The sequence below is a fragment of the Bradyrhizobium sp. WSM4872 genome (assembly GCF_055811715.1).
The window spans coordinates 13,384-38,405 of sequence record NZ_JBVVPT010000003.1; the positions used below are offsets into that span (position 1 = coordinate 13,384).

The 25,022-nt window shown below is 65.0% G+C and carries 23 protein-coding genes and 1 pseudogene; 8 read left to right on the top strand and 16 right to left on the bottom strand.

Annotated features, from left to right (window positions below; translation table 11 throughout):
* Positions 1–4: 4 nt before the first annotated feature.
* The 8 genes from pdhA to eno form a co-directional block, all read right to left on the bottom strand.
* On the bottom strand, positions 5–1,027 hold the full coding sequence (gene pdhA, locus AC0L3C_RS05715; protein ID WP_473260060.1) for a pyruvate dehydrogenase (acetyl-transferring) E1 component subunit alpha: 1,023 nt from the start codon (positions 1,025–1,027) through the stop codon (positions 5–7).
* 267 nt (positions 1,028–1,294) lie between these two features.
* Positions 1,295–2,812 carry an aldehyde dehydrogenase gene (gene adh / locus AC0L3C_RS05720; protein ID WP_473282807.1) on the bottom strand — a complete coding sequence of 506 codons (1,518 nt, stop codon included), beginning with the start codon at positions 2,810–2,812 and terminating at the stop codon, positions 1,295–1,297.
* Positions 2,813–3,106: 294 nt separating this feature from the next.
* A complete protein-coding gene (locus AC0L3C_RS05725; RefSeq protein WP_473407397.1) occupies positions 3,107–4,069 on the bottom strand; it encodes a helix-turn-helix domain-containing protein in 963 nt (320 codons plus the stop codon).
* 155 nt (positions 4,070–4,224) lie between these two features.
* Positions 4,225–4,542, bottom strand: coding sequence for an FtsB family cell division protein (locus AC0L3C_RS05730; RefSeq protein ID WP_007590617.1), 318 nt, complete (start codon positions 4,540–4,542; stop codon positions 4,225–4,227).
* Between the two features lie 210 nt (positions 4,543–4,752).
* Positions 4,753–5,304, bottom strand: coding sequence for an NADPH-dependent FMN reductase (locus AC0L3C_RS05735; protein WP_473260054.1), 552 nt, complete (start codon positions 5,302–5,304; stop codon positions 4,753–4,755).
* 175 nt (positions 5,305–5,479) lie between these two features.
* The gene (locus AC0L3C_RS05740; RefSeq protein ID WP_473407398.1) at positions 5,480–6,478 is read right to left on the bottom strand and encodes an MBL fold metallo-hydrolase; all 999 of its coding nucleotides are present in this window, start codon (positions 6,476–6,478) and stop codon (positions 5,480–5,482) included.
* A gap of 120 nt (positions 6,479–6,598) precedes the next feature.
* On the bottom strand, positions 6,599–7,732 hold the full coding sequence (locus tag AC0L3C_RS05745) for a zinc-binding dehydrogenase (RefSeq protein ID WP_473260050.1): 1,134 nt from the start codon (positions 7,730–7,732) through the stop codon (positions 6,599–6,601).
* A gap of 34 nt (positions 7,733–7,766) precedes the next feature.
* Positions 7,767–9,050, bottom strand: coding sequence for a phosphopyruvate hydratase (gene eno, locus AC0L3C_RS05750; RefSeq protein ID WP_473260048.1), 1,284 nt, complete (start codon positions 9,048–9,050; stop codon positions 7,767–7,769).
* A gap of 126 nt (positions 9,051–9,176) precedes the next feature.
* Here eno and queF point away from each other — a divergent pair, with 126 nt between their 5' ends.
* Positions 9,177–9,653 (top strand): preQ(1) synthase, encoded by a 477-nt coding sequence (gene queF / locus AC0L3C_RS05755; RefSeq protein ID WP_473260045.1) that lies wholly within the window; start codon positions 9,177–9,179, stop codon positions 9,651–9,653.
* Positions 9,654–9,687: 34 nt separating this feature from the next.
* Here queF and glsA read toward each other — a convergent pair whose 3' ends face one another.
* The 4 genes from glsA to AC0L3C_RS05775 all read right to left on the bottom strand — a co-directional run bounded on the left by glsA (position 9,688) and on the right by AC0L3C_RS05775 (position 14,188).
* Positions 9,688–11,562, bottom strand: coding sequence for a glutaminase A (gene glsA, locus AC0L3C_RS05760; protein ID WP_473407399.1), 1,875 nt, complete (start codon positions 11,560–11,562; stop codon positions 9,688–9,690).
* A 105-nt stretch (positions 11,563–11,667) separates the two neighbouring features.
* Complete coding sequence (locus AC0L3C_RS05765; protein ID WP_473260041.1) at positions 11,668–12,873, bottom strand: MFS transporter; 1,206 nt, start codon at positions 12,871–12,873, stop codon at positions 11,668–11,670.
* Entirely contained in the window at positions 12,873–13,736 is an 864-nt protein-coding gene (kdsA, locus tag AC0L3C_RS05770; RefSeq protein ID WP_473282821.1) for a 3-deoxy-8-phosphooctulonate synthase, read from the bottom strand. Before kdsA ends, AC0L3C_RS05765 begins: the two co-directional genes overlap by 1 nt.
* Before the next feature lie 125 nt (positions 13,737–13,861).
* Complete coding sequence (locus AC0L3C_RS05775) at positions 13,862–14,188, bottom strand: NIPSNAP family protein (RefSeq protein WP_007590607.1); 327 nt, start codon at positions 14,186–14,188, stop codon at positions 13,862–13,864.
* A 197-nt stretch (positions 14,189–14,385) separates the two neighbouring features.
* Between AC0L3C_RS05775 and AC0L3C_RS05780 the strand changes: the two genes are divergently transcribed.
* The 3 genes from AC0L3C_RS05780 to AC0L3C_RS05790 all read left to right on the top strand — a co-directional run bounded on the left by AC0L3C_RS05780 (position 14,386) and on the right by AC0L3C_RS05790 (position 17,199).
* Positions 14,386–15,060 (top strand): response regulator transcription factor, encoded by a 675-nt coding sequence (locus AC0L3C_RS05780; protein WP_473407400.1) that lies wholly within the window; start codon positions 14,386–14,388, stop codon positions 15,058–15,060.
* Complete coding sequence (locus tag AC0L3C_RS05785; protein ID WP_473282825.1) at positions 15,057–16,433, top strand: sensor histidine kinase; 1,377 nt, start codon at positions 15,057–15,059, stop codon at positions 16,431–16,433. The genes AC0L3C_RS05780 and AC0L3C_RS05785 overlap by 4 nt, the downstream gene beginning before the upstream one ends.
* Before the next feature lie 103 nt (positions 16,434–16,536).
* Positions 16,537–17,199, top strand: coding sequence for a class I SAM-dependent methyltransferase (locus AC0L3C_RS05790; protein ID WP_473260030.1), 663 nt, complete (start codon positions 16,537–16,539; stop codon positions 17,197–17,199).
* 5 nt (positions 17,200–17,204) lie between these two features.
* Here the strand turns inward: AC0L3C_RS05790 and AC0L3C_RS05795 are convergent, their stop codons facing one another.
* The 3 genes from AC0L3C_RS05795 to tpiA all read right to left on the bottom strand — a co-directional run bounded on the left by AC0L3C_RS05795 (position 17,205) and on the right by tpiA (position 20,285).
* On the bottom strand, positions 17,205–18,836 hold the full coding sequence (locus tag AC0L3C_RS05795; protein WP_007590604.1) for a CTP synthase: 1,632 nt from the start codon (positions 18,834–18,836) through the stop codon (positions 17,205–17,207).
* A gap of 166 nt (positions 18,837–19,002) precedes the next feature.
* Positions 19,003–19,389 (bottom strand): preprotein translocase subunit SecG, encoded by a 387-nt coding sequence (gene secG / locus AC0L3C_RS05800; RefSeq protein ID WP_007590603.1) that lies wholly within the window; start codon positions 19,387–19,389, stop codon positions 19,003–19,005.
* 140 nt (positions 19,390–19,529) lie between these two features.
* Positions 19,530–20,285, bottom strand: a complete 756-nt coding sequence (tpiA, locus tag AC0L3C_RS05805; protein WP_473282827.1) for a triose-phosphate isomerase — start codon at positions 20,283–20,285, stop codon at positions 19,530–19,532.
* 223 nt (positions 20,286–20,508) lie between these two features.
* Between tpiA and AC0L3C_RS05810 the strand changes: the two genes are divergently transcribed.
* From AC0L3C_RS05810 to moaC, 4 genes are read left to right on the top strand one after another with little or no spacing between them, the layout of a single operon-like run.
* Positions 20,509–22,407 carry a peptidylprolyl isomerase gene (locus AC0L3C_RS05810; RefSeq protein ID WP_473407401.1) on the top strand — a complete coding sequence of 633 codons (1,899 nt, stop codon included), beginning with the start codon at positions 20,509–20,511 and terminating at the stop codon, positions 22,405–22,407.
* Between the two features lie 14 nt (positions 22,408–22,421).
* Positions 22,422–23,435, top strand: coding sequence for an anthranilate phosphoribosyltransferase (trpD, locus tag AC0L3C_RS05815; RefSeq protein ID WP_473407402.1), 1,014 nt, complete (start codon positions 22,422–22,424; stop codon positions 23,433–23,435).
* A gap of 7 nt (positions 23,436–23,442) precedes the next feature.
* A complete protein-coding gene (trpC, locus tag AC0L3C_RS05820) occupies positions 23,443–24,261 on the top strand; it encodes an indole-3-glycerol phosphate synthase TrpC (RefSeq protein ID WP_473407403.1) in 819 nt (272 codons plus the stop codon).
* Positions 24,261–24,773 carry a cyclic pyranopterin monophosphate synthase MoaC gene (moaC, locus tag AC0L3C_RS05825; RefSeq protein ID WP_473260017.1) on the top strand — a complete coding sequence of 171 codons (513 nt, stop codon included), beginning with the start codon at positions 24,261–24,263 and terminating at the stop codon, positions 24,771–24,773. The genes trpC and moaC overlap by 1 nt, the downstream gene beginning before the upstream one ends.
* A gap of 9 nt (positions 24,774–24,782) precedes the next feature.
* Here the strand turns inward: moaC and AC0L3C_RS05830 are convergent.
* Positions 24,783–24,925, bottom strand: a pseudogene (locus tag AC0L3C_RS05830) (Flp family type IVb pilin).
* Positions 24,926–25,022: the final 97 nt, after the last annotated feature.

Here is a 25,022-nt window from a genome sequence, read left to right on the forward strand (position 1 = left end):
GCGTTCAGCGGTAAATATCGGTCCAGAGCTCGGCGGCATCCGGCTCGGGATCATGCTGGGCGAAATCGGCAGACGCGTTGACGATGTCGCGCACCTCGGCGTCGATCGCCTTCAGATCCTGCTCGCTGACCTTGGCGGCCAACAGGCGGTTGCGTACCTGCTCGATCGGATCCTGGTCGTGGCGGACTTTTTCGACCTCCTCGCGCGTTCTGTACTTGGCGGGGTCGGACATCGAGTGGCCGCGATAACGGTAGGTCTGCATCTCCAGGATGAAGGGGCCCTTGCCGGCCCGGCACCACGCCGCCGCCTCGTCGCCGGCGGCCTTGACGGCGCGGACGTCCATGCCGTCGACCTGCTTGCCGGGAATGTTGAAGGAGGCGCCGCGCTTGGAAAAATCCTGCTGCGCCGAGGCGCGCGAGACCGAAGTGCCCATGGCGTAGCGGTTGTTCTCGATGACGTAGATCACCGGCAGCTTCCAGAGCTCCGCCATGTTGAAGCTCTCATAGACCTGGCCCTGGTTGGCCGCGCCGTCGCCGAAATAGGTGACGCTGACATTGTCGTTGTCGCGATAATGATTGGCGAAAGCGAGCCCGGTGCCGAGCGAGACCTGCGCACCGACGATACCGTGGCCGCCATAAAAGTGCTTCTCCTTGCTGAACATGTGCATGGAGCCGCCCTTGCCCTTGGAATAGCCGCCGCGACGGCCGGTGAGCTCGGCCATGACGCCGTTGGCCTCCATGCCGGTGGCGAGCATATGGCCGTGATCGCGATAACCGGTGATGACCTGATCGCCCGGCTTCAGGGCCATCTGCATCCCGACTACCACGGCCTCCTGGCCGATATAAAGGTGGCAGAAGCCGCCGATCGCACCCATGCCGTAGAGCTGGCCGGCCTTTTCCTCGAACCGCCGGATCAGGAGCATGTCGCGGAGCGCCTTGAGCTCCTGCTCTCTGGTGAATTCCGGGGGCGAACCGCCGTCGGTCTTGTCCTGTGCAGTGCTTGCGGCGGCTTTCTTGGGTGCGGCCATGGGAATTCCGGGTCAGAGAAAACTTCAGCCCTCTCTAACCCAAGTCAAACGCCCTTGGAAAGCACCGCGGCGGCATGGCACGACTTTCATTATGCCGCACTGCAACGTGATCGTAATATTGCAAAATCTTTGACGCGGATCGGGCAACAAATCGACACGGTCGCCGCACCCGCAGATTCGTGCCCGCGTCAAGCAACGTTGAGCCAACGCGATCCCGACATTTGGAACGGGCGGCGCAGAACAGCGCCGCCCTCTCCGCCCGACCGATCAGAAGAAGCCGAGCTTCTTGGGGCTGTAGCTGACCAGCAGATTCTTGGTCTGCTGGTAGTGATCGAGCATCATCTTGTGGGTCTCGCGCCCGACGCCCGACTGCTTGTAGCCGCCGAAGGCCGCATGCGCGGGATAGGCATGGTAGCAGTTGGTCCAGACCCGGCCGGCCTGGATCGCCCGGCCGAAGCGATAGCAGCGGTTGGCGTCGCGGCTCCAGACGCCTGCCCCCAGGCCATAGAGCGTGTCGTTGGCGATCTCGAGCGCCTCTTCGTCGCTCTTGAAGGTCGCGACCGAAACCACCGGGCCGAAGATCTCCTCCTGGAAGACGCGCATCTTGTTGTGGCCCTCGAACACGGTCGGCTGGACGTAGAAGCCGCCGGCGAGATCGCCGCCGAGCTCGGCGCGTCCGCCGCCGGCCAGGACCTTTGCGCCCTCCTGTTTGCCGATGTCGATATAGGAGAGGATTTTTGCGAGCTGCTCGCCCGACGCCTGCGCACCAATCATGGTGTCGGCCGCACGCGGATCACCCTGCTTGATCGCGGCGACGCGCTTCAGCGCCCGCTCCATGAAGCGGTCATAGATGTCGGCATGGACCAGCGCCCGGCTCGGACAGGTGCAGACCTCGCCCTGGTTCAGCGCGAACATGACGAACCCTTCGATCGCCTTGTCGAAGAAGTCGTCGTCTTCGGCGGTGACGTCGCTGAAGAAGATGTTGGGCGACTTGCCGCCGAGCTCGAGCGTGACGGGAATGAGGTTCTGGCTGGCATATTGCATGATCAGCCGGCCCGTCGTGGTCTCGCCGGTGAAGGCGATCTTGGCGATGCGCGGGCTGGACGCGAGCGGCTTGCCGGCTTCCAGGCCAAAGCCGTTGACAATGTTGAGGACACCGGGCGGCAGAATGTCACCGATGATCTCGGCCCAGACCATGATCGAGGCCGGGGTCTGCTCGGCCGGCTTGAGCACGACGCAATTGCCGGCGGCGAGCGCGGGCGCGAGCTTCCAGCAGGCCATCAGCAGCGGGAAGTTCCAGGGGATGATCTGACCGACCACGCCGAGCGGTTCGTGAAAATGATAGGCAACGGTGTCGTGATCGATCTCGCCGATCGAGCCTTCCTGGGCGCGGATGGCGCCGGCGAAATAGCGGAAATGATCGATGGCGAGCGGGATGTCCGCTGCGCGGGTCTCGCGGATCGGCTTGCCGTTGTCCCAGGTCTCGGCGATGGCGAGACGCTCGAGATTGTCTTCCATACGGTCGGCGATCCGGTTCAGCATCGCTGCGCGCTCGGCGACGCTGGTGCGGCCCCAGGCGGCCTTCGCGGCATGCGCAGCGTCGAGCGCTGCCTCGACATCCTGCGCGTCGGAGCGCGCGATCTTGCAGACGATCTGGCCGGTCACCGGCGAGGCGTTGTCGAAATACTTGCCGGAGATCGGCGCGACGAACTTGCCGCCGATGAAATTGTCGTAGCGTTCGGCGAAGGGAATTTTGCTGACGCTGAGGAATTCTACCTTGTTCATTGATCACTCCCGATGTTTGCTGTTTGCGCAATTCGTCGCGTGGTCGCGACTTGCGCCGACGATGTCGCGGGAGGGGTCTTCTGTCAGCCCTGATAGGAGCGATGACGGAGCCGACCTGTCGCAGTTCTGCGACAGGTGACGAGGCTGCACGTCGTGCCGCCGCACATACTGACCTCATCCCGAGGAGCGCGCTCTTGCGCGCGTCTCGAAGGATGGCTGGGGGTGACGTCAGGGCCTCTTGTGATTCCAGACGACCGCTTCGCGGTCTCCTCACCATGAAGATCTACCAGCAGCTCAATGCGCGTTCAGCTCGAACCGCTTGAGCTTCCTGTGCAGCGTGGCGCGGCTGACGCCGAGGGCCTTGGCGGCAGCCGAGACATTGCCGCCGGCGCGCAGGAGAGCCCGCTGCAACACGGCGCGCTGGCCGCCAGCGAGGTGGTCGTCCGCAACATCGCCGCCGAGGAGATCGGCCGCAGGCGCTGGTCGCAACGCCCGGCCCGGCGCGAGCCCCAGTCCCGCCCGGGCAGTCCTGGTCGCGCCAATCACGAGATCGTCCGCATCGACCGCGACGAGGCCGCCGCATTGGCCGTCCGCCGCTTGCGTCAACACGATGCGGGCATGGGCGAAGGCCCTGCGAAACAGATCGGCCTCGATACGTTTGGCCGCCTCACCGACCGCGAGCGCGATCAGATTGGAAAACACGTCGGTACGATCGGCGCGGCAGGAGGAGACGTCGAGCACGCCGGCGAACGCAGCCTCATGGTCGTAGATCGGAACGGCGGTGCAGCTCAGAAGCGTGTTGCGGGTGAAGAAATGCTGGTCGCGGTCGATCGTCAGCGGACGCTGCTCGACAAGGCAGGTACCGATGCCGTTGGTGCCCTCATGCTCCTCGCTCCAGAGCGCGCCGGTCCAGAGGCCCCAGGACTGAAATGTCGCATCGTCGGCCGGGGTGCCGCGACGATCGACCGGCACGCCCTCCCCGTCGGCGAGCAGCACGCAGCAGCCGCTCGCGCCGACCGCCTGGTAGAGCCGGTCCATCGCACCTCGCGCAGCGGCGAGCAGCGGCGCGACGCGCTCGCGCGCGCGGTGCAGTTCGGCTTCGCTCAGCCGGTTCGGCGAGCTACGGCCGGCGGGATCGAGGCGATGCAATCTGGACGAACGGCGCCACGAGGCCACGAGCGACGAGCGTGCCGCCTGGCCTGACGTAATGGCGGCCTCGACACGGGCCGCGTGATGCCGGGGGGATTGCCCATTCATCACGGTGTTTCCTCCGGGTGGCAATCTAGAGCGTGCCGGCACGGCCTGGTTGATCTGCGTCAACCCAGGCCATGGTGATAGAAGCCATGAGCCGGTTGCCGCGATCCCGTCAAGGCGGCAATCCGGTTCCAGTCCTTCAACTTTAGGAAGAGTTGTCAGTTCGCCGGGATCGTCCGGACCAGATCGCGCGGATTGACGTAGTCGAGCTGGAAGCGCGCCCGCTCGTCCAGCATGTCGGGGTCGATCTTCGCGGAGCGCAGCAGCGAAACGCGCTGCTCGCTCCTGGCGCGCTCCCGCTTGAGCTGGGCCAGCTCGCTGGTCAGCGCCACGATCTCCTGGTCGAGCTCCTGACGGGCGTTGAGGCCGTATTTGCCGGTATAGGCGTTGACACCGAAATAACCGACGATGGCGGCCGCCATCGCATAGAGGGCAAGACCGGTCAGGATCGATTTGAGGCGCGCGCGGGAGACCATCTTGGGAAGATGGGACAGGTTGGTTAAGGGCGTGCTAATGGCCCCCGCGCGCATCGCGTTCCCATGCCTGACTCAGCCGTCATGCCCGGCCTTGTGCCGGGCATCCACGTTCTTCGTCAGTTCAGCAAGGACGTGGATGGCCGGGACACCTAGCGCGAAGACGCGCTTCGCGCCTTTGCCCGGCCATGACGAAGTCCTGGGAATCGCGCCTCAGCCGTGATGCTTCGCGACGTGCACCGCAAACGCGTCGATATAGGCCTGGATCACAGGCTTCAGGGACTCCTTGGTCAGGTTGCCCTCAGCATCGAAGGCGTCGCCCACTCCGTTCAAATAGGCCTCCGGCTGCTGCATGATCGGGCCGGAAATACCCGGCAGGATGTTCTGCAGCGTCTTGGCGGCGCTGACGCCGCCGAGCGGGCCCGGCGAGTTCGCGATGATGCCGACCGGCTTGCCGTTAAACGAGCTCTTGCCATAGGGCCGCGAGGCGACGTCGATGGCGTTCTTCAGCACGCCCGGGATCGCGCGATTGTATTCCGGCGTGACGAAGATGACGCCGTCCGATTTCTGGATCTTTTCGCGGAAAGACAGCCAATCGGCCGGCGGCGCGCCCTCGAGGTCCTGGTTGAAGAACGAGATGCCGGCCGGCGTGATGACCTCGAGCTTGAGCGAGGCCGGCGCGAGTTTGGCGAGCGCATGGGCGATCTTCAGCGAAAAGCTGTCCTTGCGCAGGCTGCCGGCGATCGTGACGATATTGTAGGCCATGGAGTGTCCTCGAAATCTTCAGCGGGAGTGCCGGGTCGGCACTTAAGCGATCCCGAGTGATGGATGCAAGTGCATGGACCAGTCGGATTTGGAAACGCTGCGTTTCTGAACGGTTGCCCAAACAATCAGGCCGCCAAGTGGCGGCCTGATCCTCGGCAAAAATCTGCAAATCGGCTCAGATCGTCGGATTCCACGCCGACGGGATCAGGCGATACTTGGCGCCGTCCTTCTCGACATGCCCGACCGAGGGGAAGGTGAAGTGGAAGCCGATCACGGTCGCCTTCTCGGCCGCCGCCATGTCGTAGAACTTGTGACGCGTCTCCTGCGCCAGCGCAGCATCGGTGTCGAACACCACATGCCAGTCCGGATTGCGCAGGAAGAACTCGGGGATGTTGGTGACGTCGGACTGGATCAGCACCTTTGCATCGCCCGAGGCAACCGCGAACGAGGTGTGCCCGGGGGTGTGGCCGGGCGTCGCGATCGACGTGATGCCCGGCGCGACCTCCTTGCCCCACTCGTACTTCGTGACCTTGGACTCGAGTCCGGCAAAGGTCTTCTTCACATTGGCGAAGTAGTTCTTCATCATCCCGTTCGACTCGGCCTTGGCGGCGTTGTCCTCGCTGGTCCAGAACTCCCAGTCCTTGCCGGGCACCATGATCTCCGCATTGGGGAAGGCAAGCGCGCCGTCGGCGAGACGAATGCCGTTGGTGTGGTCGGGATGCAGATGCGAGAGCAGCACGACGTCGATGCTCTTGGGGTCGACGCCGGCGGCCTGGAGATTCTGCAGCGTGCGACCGACCGCGCCCTTGCTGGGCTCGAGATTGGCGACACCGTTGCCGGTATCGATCAGCACGAGCTTGGAGCCGGTGTTGATGAGCTGCGGGTTGAACGGCACCGTGACCATGCCCTTCGGCATGTAGGCCGCCTCGCCCGCGGCCAACGCTTCCTCCTTCGGCGCGTTGACGACGAACTTGTCCGGCATCGGGAAAGTGCGCGCACCGTCATTGATCGAGGTGCACTCGTAGCTGCCGACCTTGTAGCGATAGAAGCCCGGCGCCTGCGTGCCGGCTTGCGGCACCGCGGCATTGGCGGCGGTCGATCCAAGCTTGGTCACGGCCGCCGCACCGAGGACGGCAGCACCTGCGAGCAAATGGCGGCGATTGAGATCGGTCATGGAGAAGTCCCCTTCTGAGCGCGCCTTGCGGTTTTTCCGCTTTCAATGGCGGCGGAATAATCTCCCGCTTCGCTCAGAAGGCAAGACCTTCTTTGGGTGACGAGCCGTCGCACGTGCCGATTATTTATTTGGGTTGATGAGGAATTTTTCGCCAGTGGCGCGTTTGGCATAGACCGCGATGTTGGCGGGATCGAGCGCCTCGGAAAGCGACACCACCTTGGTGTAGTGGCTGGCAAACGTGGTCTTCAGTTCGTCGACCACGCGCTGGCGCAGCCTGGCCCCGTCCGCCTGCCCGATCTTCATGAGGAACGGAAACAGCAGCCAGCCGCCGACGCCCCAGGCCATGCCGAAGCCGCGCGGCAGCTCGATCGGGCGAACATCGAGCGCGCCATAGACGTAGACCTGCTTGTGCACGTTGGAGCCGTAGCGGCTGTATTCCTTCGCAGTCTTGTTGATCGCGACTTCCATGCAGTTAAGGATGTCGCCGGCGAGCTTGCCGCCGCCGATGGCGTCGAAGGCGATGGTGGCGCCGGTCTCGACCAGCGCGTCGGTGAGATCGCCGAGGAAGCTCGGCGCGGTGGAATTGACGACATATTTGGCGCCGATCTTGTGCAGGATGTCGGCCTGCTCCTTGCTGCGCACGATGTTGACCAGCGGGATGCCATCCTTGATGCAGATCTTGTTCAGCATCTGGCCGAGATTGGATGCGGCCGCGGTGTGCACCAGCGCCTTGTGACCCTCGCGCCGCATGGTCTCGGTCATGCCGAGCGCGGTGAGCGGATTGACGAAGCAGGAGGCACCTTCGGCCGGCGTGGTGCCTTCCGGCAGCGGCAGGCACTCGCGCACTTTCAACGTGCGATACTGGGTGTACATCGCGCCGCCGATCATGGCGACGGTCTTGCCCATCAGCGCCTTCGCGGCATCCGAGGAGCCGGTCCCGATCACGACTCCCGCGCCCTCGTTACCGACCGGCATGGACTCGTCGAGCCGGCCTGCCATCGCCCGCATCGCGCCCTCCGGCACCTTCGCGGTGATGACGGGAGCGCCCTTGTCGCCGGAAGCCTTTGCCGTGCTCATGTCGGCCGCGCCGATCAGGAGCCCGAGGTCGGACGGATTGATCGGCGCCGCCTCGACGCGGACGACGACCTCGTCCGCGGCGGGTTCGGGGGTCGGCACGTCGAGAAGCGAGATCTCGAGCTCACCGCTCGTCTTGATCAGCGAACGCAGTTGCAGTCCGGTCTTGCCGTCGCTCATGTCGATCCTCCCCTGTTTTTGTCCGACCGCCGGCTTATGCCAGCGCCTTCAGTGCCGCCTTGCCGCCGTAGAGCGCCTGCTTGCCGAGCTGCTGCTCGATACGCAGGAGCTGGTTGTATTTTGCGGTGCGATCGGAGCGTGCAAGGGAGCCGGTCTTGATCTGTCCGCAATTGGTGGCGACCGCGAGGTCCGCGATGGTGGAATCCTCGGTCTCGCCGGAGCGGTGCGACATCACCGAGGTGTAGCCGGCCTTGTGCGCCATTTCGACGGCGGCGAGCGTCTCGGTCAGCGTGCCGATCTGGTTGACCTTGATCAGGATCGAATTGGCCCGTCCGGCCTTGATGCCTTCGGCGAGGCGCTTGACGTTGGTGACGAAGAGATCGTCACCGACGAGCTGGCACTTCTTGCCGACGAGGTCGGTCAACTCCTTCCAGCCGTCCATGTCGTCTTCCGACATGCCGTCCTCGATGGTCACGATCGGATAGCGCGAGACGAGGTCAGCAAGGTACTTGGCCTGCTCGGAGATCGAGCGGGTCTTGCCCTCGCCTTCGTAGACGTATTTGCCATCCTTGAAGAACTCGGTCGAGGCGCAGTCGAGGCCGATCACGATGTCGGAGCCCGCCTTGTAGCCGGCCTTGCCGATCGCGTTCATGACGAATTCGAGCGCGGCGTCCGCCGACGGCAGGTTCGGGGCGAAGCCGCCCTCGTCGCCGACATTGGTGTTGTGGCCGGCCTTCTTCAGCTCGGACTTCAGCGTGTGGAACACTTCCGCGCCATAGCGCAGACCCTCGGCGAAGGAGGATGCGCCGACGGGCAGGATCATGAACTCCTGGAAGTCGATCGGGTTGTCGGCATGCATGCCGCCATTGATGATGTTCATCATCGGCACCGGCAAGAGACGCGCCGAGGTGCCGCCGACGTAACGGTAGAGCGGCATGTCGAGCGAGTTCGCGGCCGCCTTGGCGCAGGCGAGCGACACGCCGAGGATGGCGTTGGCGCCCAGCCGGCTCTTGTTCGGCGTGCCGTCGAGGTCGATCATGATCTGGTCGATCTGGGCCTGCTGCTCGACATCGAGGCCGCTCAGGGCCTCGAAGATCTCGCCGTTGACGGCGCCGACCGCCTTGGTGACGCCCTTGCCGAGATAGCGGGCCTTGTCGCCGTCGCGCAATTCCACCGCCTCATGGGCGCCGGTGGAGGCGCCTGACGGCACCGCGGCACGACCGAGCGCACCATCTTCCAGCACGACGTCGACCTCGACGGTGGGATTACCGCGGCTATCGAGGATTTCGCGGCCGATGATGTCGATGATGGCGGTCATGAGAGCCTCTTTTCGGGGACCAAAGGGGGCGGTTGGCGGTGCTTCTACCGCAATGCGTCGAAGTGGAAAAGGCCGGGTGACGGCCGGGTCGCGATTGGCTAAGAGGGCCGCTACGGAGGCGGCCCGATGTCGAAAAAACCCAGCAAATCGAACAACTCCCCTGCTTTGCAGCTCGGCCGCGCCGTGGAATGGCCGGATACGCCCGAGAAGGCGAAACTGGACCGCGTGCCCAATCCGCAAGGAGGCACCGATTATCTGGTCCGTTTCACCGTGCCCGAGTTCACCTCGCTCTGTCCGGTCACGGGACAGCCGGATTTCGCGCATCTGATGATCGACTACGCGCCCGGCCAATGGCTGCTGGAGTCGAAGTCGCTCAAGCTCTACATCGCGAGCTTCCGCAATCACGGCGCCTTCCACGAGGACTGCACCGTGATGATCGGCAAGCGCATCGCCAGCGAGATCAAGCCGAAATGGCTCCGCATCGGCGGCTACTGGTATCCGCGCGGCGGCATTCCGATCGACGTGTTCTGGCAGACCGGCCGCGTGCCGAAGGGCCTGTGGGTGCCGGAGCAAGGCGTCGCGCCCTATCGCGGCCGCGGCTGAACGTTTCCAGTCTCCAGGAAGCAGTGCGTTGCGGCTAATAAGCGCTGAGCAGGTCGACCTTGGCGTTGGCCGCCACCAGCCGCCGCGCCAGGATCGCGGCGAGGTTGCGCATGATCTTCAGCGCGGTCTCGGGATGCAGCCGGCGGTAGTCGGCAAAACTGTCGAGCGGCAGTTCGAGGCAGGTCACGAGCGTATCGGCGAAGACATCGGCGCTGCGGCTTCTCTCGAGGATTGCCATCTCGCCGAACTCCATGCCGGGGCCGAGCGAGGCCAGCCGCACGCCGCTTCGCAATTTGACGCTGACCATGCCGCTCTGGAGGAAGAACAGGGAATTGGCGAGCGTGCCGGCCGCGACGATGCGCTGGCCGGCATAGTAGTGGCGCGTGGTCGAGAGCTTGACGATGGCGGCGATCTCGTCGGCGTCGAGCTCGGCCAGCAGCGCTTGATCGCCGAGATGCACGCTCTCCTTCATGTCGGTAAAGCCGCCGAAGCGATAGATCACCTGGTCCTCGGCCCATTCGATCGCATCGTCGAGCAGCGCAAAGCGCCGCAGCCTTCGCGGATCCGCCGTGCGCGCGGAAATCGCGGCCCATACCGCGGACGTCTCCTCGATGCCTGATAGAACCGTGGTGATGCCTGCATTGTTGAGCGCCGTCAGCGTCTCACCCAGAAGCTCTGCGCCGGCTGCGGTGATGTCGGGGACGCGGCGGAAATCGATGATCAGGAGCGGCGCGTTCGGCGGCTCACTGGTGAGCCGTCGCGTGACGTAGTCAATGGTGCCGAAATTCAGCGCGCCGACGAGCTCGAGGATGCGGATATCGCTGTGGCGATCGTCGAGAATCTGCTGCTCGTGCGGCTGGCGGCTGCGACGCGACGAGATGCCGTAGATATCATAGTCGGCCATGACGCTGCTGCGTACGTCGGCGTTGCGGTTGAGCATGTGCAGGTCGAACCGCGCCGACAGCGCCTCGCAGACCTTGAGGCCGCGCACGCTGTTGAAATGATTGTCCAGCAGCGGCGAAAAGGTGCCGAGCCCAAGTTGCGAAGGTAGCGCCGCGACGATACCACCGCCGACGCCGCTCTTGGCGGGGATGCCGACGCGGTAGGTCCACTCGCCGGCATAGTCGTACATGCCCGAGCTCGTCATCACCGACAACGTGCGCGCGACGATGTGCGGTGTGATCACCTGCACCCCCGTCACCGGATTGATGCCGCGGTTGGCGAGCGTGGCCGCCATCACCGCCAGATCGCGCGCAGTGACCAGGATCGCGCATTGGCGGAAATAGACGTCGAGGACCGCATCGACGTCGTCGGGCAGCACCGCGTAATTCCGCAGCAGCCAGGCAATGGCCCGGTTGCGGTTGCCGGTCGCGGTCTCGGAGACATGCACGGCCTCGTCGACGCCGAGCTCGCGGCCGGCGAACTGGCCGAGCTTCGAGCGGACGCGCTCGAAGGCGCCCTTCCCGTCCACCTTGTAGATCAGGCCCGAACAGGCGATGGCGCCGGCATTGACCATCGGGTTGAAAGGACGGTTGTCATTGGTAAGCCGGATCGAATTGAAAGCTTCGCCGCTCGGCTCGACGCCGATGGTGGCCGCGACGCGTTCTTCGCCAACCATCTCCAGCGCCAGTGCGAACACGAAGGCCTTCGAGACCGATTGGATCGTGAACGGCACCGCGCTGTCGCCGACCTCGTAGACATGGCCGTCGATGGTGACGAGCGCGATGCCGAAATGGTCGGGGTTGGCGCGCTTCAGCTCGGGGATGTAGTCGGCAAGTTCGCCCGAATTGTCGGCCCGGAATTCTTCGTAACAAGAGGTCAGGAAGCGCCGGAGCGGGGGCTTGGTGGGATATCCCGTCGATCGGGGCACGCTGGCTGCGCTTGGCGAACGGCTGGTCTGGGCGTCCACGATCTCACACCTCGCTTTGCCTAAAATCAAAGCAATTCGTGTGCCATGTATACGGGACCGGCGGTGTCGTGGTGGGGCCGATCCCAGTTGAGGGACCGAATAGCCTCAGCGCGCGTCGGACGGCGCGCGCTGCTTCAACAGGCGCGCGCAGACAAGGCCCAGCGCCACCATGATCGCGGCGCTCGTGAACAGGGTCGGCATCTTGCCGCCATGCTGCAGGCCAAGGCCATAGGCGAGCGGCCCGAGCGTCTGCCCCATGAAGAAGAAGAACGAATGCAGCGACAGCGCGGTGGCGCGTGCTTCGACCGAGAGTTCGCTGGCAAACATCTGAAGGCAGCCATGGGCGATGTAGAAGCCCCATCCCATCACGATGAGATTGAGTGCCTGCACTTCCCAGCGCGGGCCGAAGGCGACGACCACGAGCTGCGAGGCCACCAGCGTCATGCCCGCGATCATCATTCCCTTCATGCCCAGCCATGGCAGCAGGCGCGACACGGTCAGCGTGTAGAACAAGCCGCCGACCGCAAAGCCCGCGATAACGATGCCCGCGATCGAGAGCGAGGTCTGACCGAGCTCGAACAGGAACGAAGCGATGTAGGGAAACAGGCCGAGCACGCAGCAGCCTTCGATGAACACCGCCGAATAACAGACATAGGCGTTCGGGTTGGTGAAGATGGTGCGATAGCCGGCCTTCAGCGCCGACAGGCTCGTCTTCGGCGGATGCTTGACCTTGGCACCACGAAAACCGGCGGCCACCGCGACCGACGCAACGATCACGAGCCCCCCGAGCACCGCCAGCACGCCGCGCCAGCCGAGGAAATCGCCGATCAGGCCGGAAGCGGAGGCGCCGAGCAGATTGCCCGTCATCGCGCCGGCGAGCGTGCGGCTGATCGCGACCTGGCGTTTCTCCGGACCGACGAGGTCGCTGGTCAGGCTGAGCGCCACCGGAAACACGCCGCCGGAGCCGATGCCGGCGAGGATACGGGTCGCGAACAGAACCGAGAACGAGCTCGAGAGCGCCCCCAGGATGTTGGCAAGGCCGAGCAGCGCGAGGCAGCCGATCATCAGCCGCGTCTTGCCGAACAGATCGGCGGCGGCGCCGACGATCGGCTGGATGATCGAGAAGGTGAAGGCGAACACCGCGGCAAACCCGGCAGCTGTCGCGATGCTGACGCCAAAGTCCTCGGCGACGTGCGGCAGCACCGGATCAAGCGCGCGCGCGGAGAGTGCCGCGGCAAAGCTCGCACCGGAAATGACGTAGAGCGCGGCCGGCAGGCCATGATCGTGCGGCCGCGCTGCGCCTTGCTGCATCAGCGCGGGTCGGCTTTGGTCGAATCTTTGGCGAGCGCGTCGAACGCCATCAGTCTTCGGATCAGCGCCTCGAACTCGCGCAGCGGCACCATGTTGGGTCCGTCGGACGGCGCGCTGTCGGGGTCGGGATGGGTCTCGATGAAGACACCGGCAACACCGACAGCGACGGCTGCGCGTGCGAGCACCGGCACGAATTCGCGCTCACCTCCGGAAGAGGTCCCCTTTCCGCCCGGCTGCTGTACCGAATGAGTGGCGTCGAAGATCACGGGTGCGCCGGTGGTGCGCGCCAGGATCGGCAGTGCGCGCATGTCGGAGATCAGCGTGTTGTAGCCGAAGGACGCACCGCGTTCGGTCACGAGCACGTTGGGATTGTTCGCGCTCGTGATCTTGGATACGACGTTGCCCATGTCCCAGGGCGCAAGAAACTGGCCCTTCTTGACGTTGACGACCTTCCCGGTCGCAGCGGCTGCCAGCAGCAGATCGGTCTGGCGACACAGGAAGGCCGGGATCTGCAGGATGTCCACCGCCTGCGCCACCTCGGCGCACTGCGCGGCGTCATGCACGTCTGTCAGGACCGGCAGGCCGAGCGACGATCGGATTTCGGCGAAGATCGGCAGCGACTGGGCAAGCCCGAGGCCACGCGCAGCCGACGCGCTGGTGCGATTGGCCTTGTCGAACGAGGTCTTGTAGACGAGGCCGATCTGCAGGCGCGCGGCAATCTCCTGCAGCGCGGAGGCCACCTCCAGCGCATGCTGGCGGCTTTCGAGCTGACACGGCCCCGCAATGATCGAGATCGGCAGATCATTGCCGAATTTGACCTTGCCAATGGTGACGACCGGCGCCGCTGACGTCGAAGAGCTCAAGGCAAATCCCTCGTTTCGGCGCGACCATAGCCGCGATGAAGGGCGGATCAACCCCATTCGGCCTGGGCTCCCAGAATATCAGGGTTGCGCCCAGGCCCTCAGCGATGGCCTCGCGCCGGCAGCCTCTACTTCACCGCCGAGAAGGCGGTCGGCGCCAGGATCTGGCTGACGATGTTGCCGACGATCTGGCCGTCCGCCTCGCTCTCGGCGCGCCCTTTCATCCAGTCCGGATCGGTCATGAAGGCGGCCCACTTCTTCTCGCGCTCGGCGAGCGACTCCCAGGCCAGGAAATAGGTCAGCTCCTGGTTGGATTCACCGATCAGGGTCGTGAAAAACCCGGCCTGCCTGATGCCGTGCTTTTCCCACACCTTCAGCGTGACGGTCTCGAACCGCTTGAGCAGTGCCGGCAGGCGGCCGGGCACGCAGCGATAGATGCGCATTTCGTAGATCATTCTTGTTCCTCCCTGATCAGGTCCGGCGGTTATATCGGCTGGCCCTGACGGTGTCTTGAGGCCCGCTCGGCCGCCCCCGGTGGCGTTCCGCGCATGGCTGGGGTCCGCTGAAGCCGCTTCATCGAGAGTCGGTTCCCGCAATGCTGCCGCAATGATACGGCCGCTAGATTGGCGCGATTGAGGTTGAGGTGCGGATCATGCGGATTTTGCTCGTCGAGGACGAGGCCGAAATGGCCGACGCGCTGGCGTCGGCGCTGAAGCGCTACGACATGGTCGTGGACCACGCCCCCACGCTCGCCGAGGCGGAAGAGGCCATTTCTGCCGACGTCCACGCCGCCGTCCTGCTCGATCGCCAGCTTCCCGATGGCGACGGTCTCACCCTGATCCCGAAACTCAGGGCGCGCGCCGACGGCGTGCCGATCATCGTGTTGACGGCGCGCGGCGAACTCGCCGACCGGGTCGCCGGGCTCGACTGCGGAGCGGATGATTATCTGGCGAAACCGTTCGCGGTGGAGGAGCTGCTGGCGCGGCTGCGCGCCGTGCTGCGCCGGCCCGCCGGGATGCAGCCCGACATCATGCACGCCGGCCGCCTCGCTTTCGATTTCGGCCATCGCGAGGCAAGCATCGATGGGGCTCCGCTCGAGCTGCCGCGACGCGAGCTCCTTGTGCTGGAAGCCCTGGTCCGCCGCATGGGCCGAACCGTACTGCGCTCCGCGCTGGAAGAAGCCGTCTACAGTTTCGACGACGAGATCCAGTCGAATGCGCTCGATACGCACGTGTCGCGCCTGCGCCGCAAACTCTCGGAAGCCGATGCGCGCGTGGAGATCCACGGCATCCGCGGCGTCGGCTATCTCTTGAAGAAGCTGCCATGAGCAAGCACCACGATCCCTATTGCCTGCGCTCGCGGCTGAGCTGGCGCCTGCTGTCGCTCCAGGCGGTGCTGCTCACGGCGCTCGTTGCCGTCGTCGTCGGGGCATTGAGCGCGTCGGGGTTCGTGATCGCCGGGCGCGACGAAGATCGCGTGATCGACATCGTCCAGCGCGCGCTCGCGCGCGACGCGCAAGGCGACCTGGTCCTGCGGTCGACGACCGAACTGAAACAATTGCGCAGCGAGACCCCCGATCTCTGGTTCCTGGTCCGCGACAGGCAGGGACATTCACTCAGCGAAGGCGCCGTGCCGGCCGAATTCGCCGCCATCGGCAGCAGCCTCGACCAGATCAGCCAGGCGCGGCTCGGTTGGCAGCTGTTGGAGGACGACCCGCGTAAGCCCCCGGCGCGGCTGAAGCGGGTCGACACCGACGCCGGCAATGTGCAGATCATCACGGCGACGCAAGGCAAGCTCACCGGCGCCAAGGCTTTGTTCATGACTTCGCTTGCATTGCTCGGCATCGCCCTGCCCGGCCTGCTCCTCATGGGAACGGCGACGTTCATTGCCACACCGATGATCGTGCGGCGCGCCTTCGAGGCGCTCGATGCAACGGCGGACCAGGCGCGGCGCATCGACATCCATCAACGCGGCGCCCGGCTGTCGCTGGACCGAATTCCGCTGGAGGTCGTACCGCTCGTGACCGCGGTCAACGACGCGCTGGCGCGACTAGACCAGGGCTATGCCCGCCACAAGCGATTCGTCGCCGATGCCGCACACGAGTTGCGCACGCCAATCGCAATCCTGAACACGCGACTGGAGTCGCTCCCCGCAGGGCCGGAAAAGACCCGGCTGCTGGAGGATTCCGCGCGGCTGGCTACGCTTGCCGAGCAACTGCTGGACATTCAGCGGCTCGACCGCTGCGGCCATCCCTTCGCGCGCGTCGACCTCGTTGCAATCGCGCAAAGCGCGGCCGCGGATCTCGCGCCGCTGGCCATTGCCGCCGGCTACGAGCTAGCGCTCGACGCCCCCTCCACGCCGGTCGAAACGATCGGCGATGCGGCGGCGCTGGAGCGCGCGCTGACCAACCTCGTGCAGAATGCGATCCAGCACGGCCCTCGCCGTGGTACCATCGGCATTCGTGTCAGCAGGCCCGCGAGCATCGAAGTCACGGACGAAGGCGCCGGCATCCCGGCCGATCAGCGCGAACAGATATTCGAGCCGTTCTACCGGCTGTCACCGCTCGATCGCGGTGCCGGCCTCGGCCTCAACATGGTGCGCGAGATCGTGCTCCTGCATGGCGGCCACATCTCGGTCGCGGACGCAGCGATCGGCGGCGCGTGCTTCAGGATGTCACTGCCGCCAGTCCGGGAGAATTGACGCAATCGGCGTGCGGCACGCAATGCTGTCGCAATGCACTCAAGCGATTGTTCGGCCGCCTCACCGCTGATCTGCGAGGCGCAACCAAGATGCCGGAGTGCGCATGCCCAACGATTTCCTCTCGTTCTTCCTGTCATGGATGTCAGCCCCGCGCCGCGTCGGCGCGATCGCGCCGTCAGGCGCGGCGCTGGCCGATCTCATCACCCGCGAGATCACCGCATCGACCGGTCCTGTTCTCGAGCTCGGCCCCGGCACGGGCGCATTTACCTACAAGCTGCTCAAACGCGGCGTGCGTCAGCAGGACCTCACGCTGATCGAATACGGCTCCGACTTCATGAAGGTGCTCCAGATGCGTTTCCCCAACGCGCGCGTCTTGTGGATGGATGCGGGGCGGCTGGCAACGGAGCGCCTCTATGAGGGCGCGCCCGTCGGCGCGGTCGTGAGCGGCCTGCCGCTGCTCAACATGTCGACGCGCAAGGTCGTCTCGATCGTCGGTGGCGCGTTCAGTCACGTCCGCCCCGGCGGCGCGTTCTACCAGTTCACCTACGGCATGAGTTGCCCGATCCCGCGGCCCGTGCTCGATCGGTTAGGCTTGCGCGCAAAGCTGGTGGATCGTGCCCTGCTGAACGTGCCGCCGGCCGCCGTCTACAAGCTGACGCGGCGGCCGCAGATGAAGCTCGTCACGGGATCGCTTGCGCCTGATACGTCCATGCCGGCCGCGCCGGAGCCGATACATCTCGGGCGTGACTGCACCGCCACGCCCTGAGCCGATTACACCAGGCGGCTCTGCACCATCGCTGCCCGAATGAACGACGCGAACAGCGGATGCGGCTCGAAGGGGCGCGACTTCAGTTCGGGATGGAACTGGACGCCGATGAACCAGGGGTGATCTTCGTACTCGACGATCTCCGGCAGCACGCCGTCGGGCGACAGGCCGGAGAATTTCAGCCCGTGCTGCTCGAGGCGATCCTTGTAGGCGGTGTTGACCTCGTAGCGATGGCGGTGGCGCTCGGAAATCTCGGTCGCGCCGCCATACACCTCGGAGACGCGGCTGCCGCGATTGAGCGCCGCGGGATAGGCGCCCAAGCGCATCGTGCCGCCGAGATCGCCGGCGTTGGTCCGCTTCTCAAGCTCGTTGCCGCGCAGCCATTCCGTCATCAGGCCGACCAGGGGCTCCTTGGTCGGGCCGAACTCGGTGGAGTTGGCCTCCTCGATCCCGACAAGATTCCGAGCGGCCTCGATCACCGCCATCTGCATGCCGAAGCAGATGCCGAAATACGGCACGTCGCGCTCGCGCGCGAACTGCGCCGCGCGAATCTTGCCTTCGGCGCCGCGCTGGCCGAATCCACCGGGCACCAGAATGCCGTTGACGTGCTCGAGGAACGGCGCTGGATCTTCCTTCTCGAAGATCTCGCTTTCGATCCAGTCGAGATTGACCTTCACCTTGTTGGCGATGCCGCCATGCGAGAGCGCCTCGATCAGCGACTTGTACGCATCCTTCATGCCGGTATATTTGCCGACGATGGCGATGGTAACGTTGCCCTCGGGATTGCGGATGCGCTCGTTGATCTGCTGCCAGCTCCGCAGCTCCGGCGGAATCCGCGAGCCGATGCCGAAGGCGGCAAGCACTTCGTCGTCGAGGCCTGCCGCATGGTAAGCCTGAGGGACAGCGTAGATGCTGTCGGCGTCGCGCGCCTCGATAACGGCGCTCTCGCGCACGTTACAGAATAGCCCGAGCTTGCGCCGTTCCTCCTTGGGGATCTCGCGATCGGTACGGCAGAGCAGGATGTCCGGCTGGATGCCGATCGAGCGCAGCTCCTTGACGGAGTGCTGCGTCGGCTTTGTCTTCAGCTCACCGGCGCTGGGGATATAAGGCAGCAGCGTCAGATGAATGTAGATGGCGTGATCGCGCGGCAGCTCGTTCTTGAGCTGGCGGATCGCCTCGAAGAACGGCAGGCCCTCGATGTCGCCGACGGTGCCGCCGATCTCGACCAGCACGAAGTCGTAATCGTCGTTGCCGTCGAGGACGAAATCCTTGATGGCGTTGGTGACATGCGGAACCACCTGGATGGTGGCGCCGAGATAGTCGCCGCGCCGCTCCTTGGAGATGATGTCCTGATAGATGCGCCCGGTCGTGATGTTGTCGGCCTTGGTCGCCGGCCGCCCGGTGAAGCGCTCGTAGTGACCGAGATCGAGGTCGGTCTCCGCGCCGTCATCGGTCACGAACACTTCGCCGTGCTGATACGGCGACATCGTTCCGGGATCGAGGTTGAGATAGGGGTCGAGCTTGCGGAGGCGGACCTTGTAGCCCCGGGCTTGCAACAGGGCACCGAGTGCCGCTGAAGCCAGACCCTTGCCGAGCGAAGAAACCACGCCGCCGGTGATGAATATGTACCGCGCCATGGGGCTTAACCTCTAATCCCTCGAATTCGATTCGCCAAAGCGATTCGTATTCCGCCCCAAACATTTTGCGGGGCTGTGGGTGAGCCAGAACTGAGAGTGGTGACAGAGCCTTGATGGGGATTGTTGATGCAGGACGGTAGAAGCCGCCCTGCATGGCCCCCCTGCTTTATTGCGAACGCGGTACCTGCGGGCCGCTCGGTGCCGGCGCCTGCTGCTGCTCGTCGGCCTTCTTCAGCGAGTCCAGGATGCCGCCGGAGGTCGGCGGCGCGATAGGCCCGCCACCGGCCGGCTGGGTCTGCGACGCCGGCGCGCCGATGATCGACGACGGCTTGCGGTCGTAGCCGGCATACCAGGACAGGAACAGGCTGGTGAGGAAGAAGCCGACCGCCAGGATCGCGGTGGTCCGCGTCAGAAGGTTCGCGGTGCCGCGGCTCGACATGAAGCCTGCGCCACCTCCCATGCCAAGGCCCCCGCCTTCGGACTTCTGGAGCAGGACGGCGCCGATCATGACGGTGACGATCATGAGGTGAATGACGATGACAACAGTCTGCATAGTGTCCTTCCGTCACAAGCCGACAGCGCCGAGACGGCGGCCAATCGTGCTTCGCGGGTTTTCCTGAAGTTGCGCGGTGTTACACGATCAGACGGGTCATTGCCACCCCCGATCGGCCGGGTCCTAAGGTTTGAAGTTAGCTAGGGACAGCCCTGCGCAATCGCAAGGAAATCGACCGCCTTCAGGCTGGCCCCGCCGACCAGCGCGCCATTGACGTTCTTCACGGCCATCAGCTCCGCCGCGTTCGACGGCTTGACCGAGCCGCCATAGAGGATCCGCATCCCGGCGCCGTCGGTCTTGAACCTGGAGGTCAAGAATTCCCGGATAAAGCCATGAATCTGCTCGACATCCCGGGATGTTGGGGTCAGGCCGGTGCCGATTGCCCAGACCGGCTCATAGGCCACGACCAGATTGGCGGCGGTCGAGCCAGCCGGCAGCGAGCCGTTGAGCTGGCCGCGCAGGATATCGAGGGTGTGGCCCGCATCGCGCTGGCCTTGCGTCTCGCCGATGCAGACGATCGCCGTCACCCCGGCGCGCCAGGCGGCCTCGGCCTTCTGCCGGATCAGGGCATCGCCCTCGCCATGGTCGGCGCGGCGCTCGGAATGGCCGACGATGATCGCGGTCGCACCCGAATCCACAAGCATTTCGGCGGCGATGTCGCCGGTATGGGCGCCGGAGGCCTTGGGGTGGCAATCCTGGGCTCCCACCGCGACCTTCTTGCCGCGGGCCTTTTCGGCGAAAGCTGCGATCAGGGTCGCCGGCGGGCAAACCAGCAGATCGGCTTTGCCGGCCACTTCTGCCGCACCATTGAGCATGGCGTCGAATTCGGCAGTCGAGGCCTTCAGGCCGTTCATTTTCCAATTGCCGGCGATCAGGGGGCGGATGGCATCGGTCATGTCAGATTCCAGCAAAATTTGGCTTGTTCATGCGCTAGCAGAGGTCCCGTGGCAGTTCCAGAGACCAGGGGCTTTTAACCGCAGGGATCGAAAGCCTGCCGGACCCGAGGTTGCGGGGGGAAAGCCACCACTTTATGATGATTGATCAATTTGGTGACGCGCTTTTGCGGAATCTGCATTAAGACGCGCTCCCGTTCCCCTCCTGCCAAACAAGTTGGACCAAATGCTTCGAGGAATGCGTAAGGCCTCATCAAACTGGCTCGGCAAGACCATTATGGCCGTTGTGATGGGCGTGCTGATCATCAGTTTCGGCGTTTGGGGCATTGCCGACATCTTCAAGGGCTTTGGACAATCCACCGTGGCCAAGGTCGGCGGCACCGAGATTTCGCTGAACGAGTTCCGCCAGATTTACACCGATCGCCTCCAGCAGATCAGCCGTCAGTTCGGCCGGCCGCTGTCGCCTGAACAGGCGCGCGCCTTCGGCCTTGACCGTCAGGTGCTCCAGCAGACGATCGCGGAAGCCGCCCTCGACGAAGAGGCGCGCCGGCTCGGGCTCGGCCAGTCCGACGACCAGATCCGCCAGCTCATCATGAACGACCCGAACTTCAAGGGCGTCGGCGGCAACTTCGATTCGAACCGCTTCCAGTCCGTGATCCGCAATTTCGGCTATACCGAGCAGCGCTACGTCTCGGAGCAGCGCAAGGTCTCGCTGCGCCGACAGATCACCGGCACGATCGGTGCCGGCCTCGAGCCGCCGAAGGCGATGCTCGACGTGCTGACGCGCTTCCAGAACGAGCAGCGCGCCATTGAATTCGTCAGGCTCGACGCAGCCCAGGCAGGCACCATCGACGCGCCATCGCCCGAGGCGCTCGCCGCCTATTTCGAGGATCACAAGGTCCAGTTCCGCGCGCCCGAATATCGCAAGATCGCGTTCGTCGTGGTCTCGCCGGAGGAGATCGGCAAGTGGAGCGAGGTGTCGGACGAGGACGCCAAGAAAGCGTTTGACCAGCGCAAGGACCGGCTCGGCACGCCGGAGAAGCGCCAGATCCAGCAGATCGTATTCCCCAACGCCGCCGAGGCGCAGGCCGCGCGCGAGCGGCTCACCAGCGGGACGTCGTTCGAGGACCTCGGCAAGGAGCGCGGACTGAGCGCGTCCGACGTCGATCTCGGCCTTGTGACCAAATCCTCGCTCGATCCCGCAGTTGGAGACGCTGTCTTCGCGCTTCCCGCCGGTGAAATCAGCCAGCCGATCCAGGGCCGTCTCGGCACGTCGATCGTCAAGGTCGAAAAGATCGAGCCGGGCGTGGAGGCGAACTACGCGAGCGTTGCCGCCGACATCAAGCGCGAGATCGCCACCGAGCGCGCGCGCGTCAAGGTCGCCGATCTCCGCGACAAGATGGAAGACGAGCGCGGCGGCGGTGCCAGCGTGATCGATGCGGCGCAGAAGCTCGGGCTCACCGCCGTGACCATCGACGCCGTCGACCGTTCCGGCCGCGCCCCGAGCGGCCAGCCGGTCCCGGGCATTCCGCAGGGCCTCGACGTGGTGTCGCAAGCCTTCAACACCGATGTCGGGGTCGACAACGACTCGATCTCTTTCAAGGGCGGCTATGTCTGGTACGACGTGCTTGCCATCACGCCCTCGCGCGACCGCAATCTCGACGAGGTCCGCGATCAGGTCGAGGCGCGCTGGCGCCAGGACCAGATCGCGACCAAGCTGAAGGCCAAGGCGACCGAGATGGTGCGGAAGCTCGATTCCGGCGCCAAGCTCGCCGACGAAGCAGCCGCGATCGGCGTCAAGGTCGAGACCGCCACCGGGTTCAAGCGCGACGACTCGCCCGCCAGCGTGCCCGCAGCCGTCGTGTCGGCCGCCTTCCGCGTCGCCAAGGACGGCGTCGGGCAGACGGCCGTGACCGGCGGCACCGAGGTGATCGTGTTCCGCGTTGCCGAGATCATCGATCCCACCGTCGATGCCGCTTCCGATGCCGTCAAGAAGCTGAAGGACAGTCTCGACCGCGCGCAGACCGAGGAGCAGGTCGCTTCCTACGTCAACAAGCTTGAAACCGACATCGGGACCACCATTAATCAGGCCGCCTTCGCGCAGGTGACCGGCGCGAACCAGTGAGTTGAAAGCACGCGATGGACGACCTGAAATCGATCATTGGAAAAGTGGCGACCGGCGCCAGCCTGTCGCGTGACGAAGCGGCTTCCGCCTTCGACGCCATGATGTCCGGCGAGGCTACGCCCTCGCAAATGGGCGGCCTGCTGATGGCGCTGCGGGTGCGCGGCGAGACCGTGGACGAGATCACCGGCGCTGTCTCGGCAATGCGCTCCAAGATGCTCACGGTCGATGCGCCCGCGGACGCGGTCGACATCGTCGGCACCGGCGGCGACGGCTCCGGCTCGGTCAATGTTTCGACCTGCGCCTCCTTCATCGTTTCGGGCGCCGGTCTGCCGGTGGCCAAGCACGGCAACCGCGCGCTGTCGTCGCGTTCGGGCGCCGCCGACGTGCTGGCTTCGCTCGGGGTGAAGATCGATCTGAGGCCCGAACAGGTCGGCCGCTGCATACGCGAATGCGGCATCGGCTTCATGTTCGCTCCCGCCCATCATCCCGCCATGAAGAACGTCGGCCCGACCCGGGTGGAGCTTGCGACACGCACGATCTTCAACCTGCTCGGTCCTGTGTCCAATCCGGCCGGCGTGAAACGGCAGATGGTCGGCGTGTTCTCCCGGCAATGGGTGCAGCCGCTGGCGCAAGTGCTCAAGAACCTTGGCTCCGAATTCGCTTGGGTCGTGCACGGTTCCGACGGCCTCGACGAAATCACCCTCACCGGCCCGACCTTCGTCTCCGCGCTCCACAATGGCGAGATCCGGAATTTCGAGGTGACGCCGGAGGACGCGGGCCTGCCGCGCTGCGAGGCCGGAGCACTCAAAGGCGGCGACGCCGACGCCAACGCGATCGCCTTGCAGGGCGTGCTCGACGGCAAGCCGAGCCCCTACCGTGACGTCGCCTTGATCAACGCCGCTGCCGCATTGGTCGTGGCTGGGCGAGCCAGGGATCTCAAGGAAGGTGTCGTGATCGGCGCAAAATCGCTCGACAGCGGCGCGGCGAGCGCGCGGCTGAAACATCTGATCGCGGTCTCGAACGGCTGAGCCTGACATGTCGGACATCTTGACCAAGATCGAAGCCTACAAGCGCGAGGAAATCGCGGCGGCCAAGCGCGCGCAGCCGCTGTCGGCTGTGGAGGCGAAGGCCAAGGCGCAAGCAGCACCGCGCGGCTTCCTGCGCGCGATCAAGGCCAAGCACGCCAATGGCGACTTCGCGCTGATCGCGGAGGTCAAGAAGGCCTCGCCGTCAAAGGGCCTGATCCGCGCCGATTTCGATCCGCCGCTGCTGGCCAGGGCCTATGAGGCCGGCGGCGCTGCCTGCCTGTCGGTGCTGACGGACACGCCCTCGTTCCAGGGCCATCTCGACTTCATGGTGGCGGCCCGCGCGGCAACGTCACTGCCGGTGCTGCGCAAGGATTTCATGTTCGACACTTATCAGGTGGCGGAGGCCCGCGCGCACGGCGCCGACTGCATCCTGATCATCATGGCGGCGCTCGATGATGCCACGGCCAAAGAGCTCGAGGATGCCGCCATCGCCTATGGCATGGACGTGCTGATCGAGATCCACGACCGCGCCGAGCTTGACCGCGCGCTGAAGCTACGTTCGCAGATGATCGGCGTCAACAATCGCAATTTGCGCACCTTCGAAACCACCCTTGCGACCAGCGAAACATTGGCGCCGCTGATTCCCGGCGACCGGCTGATGGTCGGCGAGAGCGGCATCTTCACGCCCGCCGATCTCGCCCGGCTCGAGCGCGTCGGCATGTCGACCTTCCTGGTCGGCGAGAGCCTGATGCGGCAAGCCGACATTGCCGCTGCGACCCGCACGCTGCTGGCGCGCGAGACCGCGCGCGCCACGGGCACGAACTGATGGCGCGTAAGCCCGCAAAGGCCAAACCGACCAAGGCCGGCCCTGCCCTCACCCATATCGGCGCCTCCGGCGAGGCGCGGATGGTTGACGTGTCGGACAAGCCCGCGAGCGAGCGGCTCGCGGTCGCGGAAGGACGTGTCGTGATGACCAGGGCGACGCTTGACCTGATCGTGTCCGGCAACGCCAAGAAGGGCGACGTGCTCGGCACCGCCCGCATCGCCGGCATCATGGCCGCCAAGCGCACCGCGGAACTGATCCCGCTCTGCCATCCGCTCGCGTTGTCGAAGGTGACGGTCGAGATCGAGCCCGACGCGAAGCTGCCGGGCTGCCTCGTCCGCGCCAGCGTGAAGGTCACCGGCCCGACCGGCGTCGAGATGGAAGCCCTCACCGCCGTCTCGGTCGCCTGCCTCACCATCTACGACATGATCAAGGCGGTGGAACGCGGCGTGCGGATCGAAGGCATCCACCTGGTCGAGAAGCTCGGCGGCAAGTCCGGCCACTACCGCGTCTGATTCGCGCTGCTACGTCAGCGACGCGCTGATCGAGCCGAATTTGAATTGAGCTTGCTGCCCAGGCAGTTCACGACAGCGGTAATCGCAAGCGCGATGCCGGCGGCGATCAGGCCATACTCGATCGCATATTGATTGCTTTTGTAAGCGTCCATTCACGGCGCATTAACCCAGCTTGCTAACTTCGCCTCCACTCCGTTCCCGTAAACCAACGGATGTTTCCGGGGCCAGGAATTGACCCTGACGTGTGCA